Annotated in this window: 2 protein-coding genes; both read left to right on the top strand. The window is 67.8% G+C overall.

Annotated elements, in window-relative coordinates; translation table 11 throughout:
- The coding region (locus tag VFX99_RS13845; protein WP_329666876.1) for an ABC transporter permease at positions 1 to 555 on the top strand (555 nt) is incomplete at its 5' end.
- Positions 552 to 2,243: dipeptide/oligopeptide/nickel ABC transporter permease/ATP-binding protein (locus VFX99_RS13850; protein ID WP_329666877.1), on the top strand; the 1,692-nt coding region annotated here is incomplete at its 3' end. The genes VFX99_RS13845 and VFX99_RS13850, both read left to right, overlap by 4 nt.

The raw sequence follows: 2,243 nt of genomic DNA on the forward strand, positions 1-2,243 counted from the left end.
ACCGTGCAGTTCATCTCCATGCTGGGCTTCGCGATCCCCGGCTTCCTCGTCGCCCTCTTCCTGGTGCTGATCTTCGCGATCAACCTGGGCTGGTTCAAGGCGACCGGGTACATACCGATCACGACATCCTTCACCGGCTGGCTCTCGTCGGTCACCCTGCCCATCGCAGCTCTTGCCCTCGGGGCGATCGCCTCGGTGACGCAGCAGGTGCGAGGCTCGGTCATCGACGGACTGTCCCGCGACTACGTGCGAACACTCCGCAGTCGGGGCCTCAGCAGCAACCGCGTCGTCTACAAGCACGTGCTGCGCAACGCCGGCGGCCCCGCGCTCGCGGTGCTGTCGGTGCAGTTCATCGGTCTCCTCGGTGGCGCGATCATCGTCGAGCAGGTCTTCGCCCTCCCGGGGATGGGCCAACTCACGGTGTCGGCGACCACCGTGGGCGACATCCCGGTCGTGATGGGCGTCGTGATCGTCTTCGCCGTCATCGTCGTCATCGTCAACCTCCTCATCGACCTCGCGCAGGCAGCGCTCAACCCGAAGGTGCGACTCTCATGACCGCTGTCGAAATTCCCACCGACGTTCCCACCCCGGCGGCGGCAGCCCCCGATCACCTGTTCCGCAGGCTGATCCGGCGTCCGCTCGGTCTGATCTCCATCGTGTTCCTCGCCCTGGTGCTCCTCATCGCCATCATCGGGCCGTGGATCACGCCGTACGACCCCAACCTGGCATCGCTGCAGCAGATCCTCGCCCCGCCGAGTCCCGAGCACGTACTCGGTGCCGACGGCGCCGGTCGAGACGTGCTCTCGCGGCTGCTGGCGGCGACGCGGACCACGATCTTCGCAGCCCTGCTCGCCGTGATCACGGCCTTCATCATCGGCGTGATCTCAGGACTGATCGCCGGCTACTACAAGGGTTGGTTCGAGGGCGCCGCCGCGTGGCTGACGTCGCTCGTGATGGCGCTCCCCGGACTCGTGGTGCTGCTGGCCGCCCGTGCCATCGTCGGGCCGTCCGTGTGGTTCGCGATGCTCATCTTCGGTGTGCTTCTCGCGCCGGCCTACTACCGACTGGTGTTCGCGGCCGTCACGGCGGTGCGCTCGGAGCTCTACGTGGATGCGGCGCGAGTCGCGGGCCTCAGCGACGTGCGCATCATCAGCCGTCACATCCTCTCGGTGGTCCGTGCGCCGATCGTCATCCAGACCGCGATCCTCACCGGCATCGCGATCGGGGTGCAATCGGGACTGGAGTTCCTGGGGCTCGGCGACCGGTCGGTGCCCACATGGGGTGGCATGCTGAACGACGCGTTCACCAACATCTACAAGGCGCCCCTGCTCATGCTCTGGCCGTCGCTCGCGATCGCACTGACCTGTATCTCGCTCACGCTGCTGGCCAACGCGATGCGGGATGAGCTCGAGCGGGTCGTTGCGGTCCGCCGCAAGCGCCGCCGGGCTGTGGCGACCGCGACCGGTTCGATCGCGGCCGTCACCACAGCGGTCTCCGTCAACGGCGTCGCCGAGATCGAGGACCTCGACGAGGCGCCGGTGATCGAAGGCAACGCCGGTCCGATCCTGCACGAGGACGACCACCGCACCTCGCTCCGCAGCCAGGAGGCGGTCCTGACGATCACCGACCTGCGGGTCGGATACGGAGAGACCCTCGAGGTCGTCCACGGCGTCTCGATGCAGATCCGCAAGGGCGAGATCCACGGACTCATCGGCGAATCGGGTTCGGGCAAGTCGCAGACGGCATTCGCCGTGCTCGGTCTGCTCCCGCGTGGCGGTCACGTCACGGGCGGCACGATCGACTACGAGGGCACGCTGCTCGACGACAACGACGAGCGCACCTACGCGGGGATCCGCGGACGCCGCATCGGCTACATCCCGCAGGAGCCGATGTCGAACCTGGATCAGTCGTTCACGATCGGCAGCCAGCTGATCGAGCCGCTGCGGGTCGGGATGGGGATGAGCAAGAAGGATGCGACCGAGAAGGCGCTCAGCCTGCTCGAGCGGGTCGGCATCCCCAACCCGAAGCGCACGTTCGCCGCGTACCCGTTCGAGGTCTCGGGCGGCATGGCGCAGCGTGTGCTGATCGCCGGCGCGGTCTCGACCGACCCCGACCTGATCATCGCCGACGAGCCCACCACCGCCCTCGACGTGACCGTGCAGGCGGGCGTGCTGCACCTGCTGCGCGATCTCGCGATCGAGCGCAGCCTCGCGGTGCTGCTCGTCACCCACGACCTCGGGGTG

Origin of the sequence: Microbacterium sp. (genome assembly GCF_036277215.1) — a bacterium.
In the GTDB taxonomy this organism is placed as follows: Bacteria; Actinomycetota; Actinomycetes; order Actinomycetales; family Microbacteriaceae; genus Microbacterium.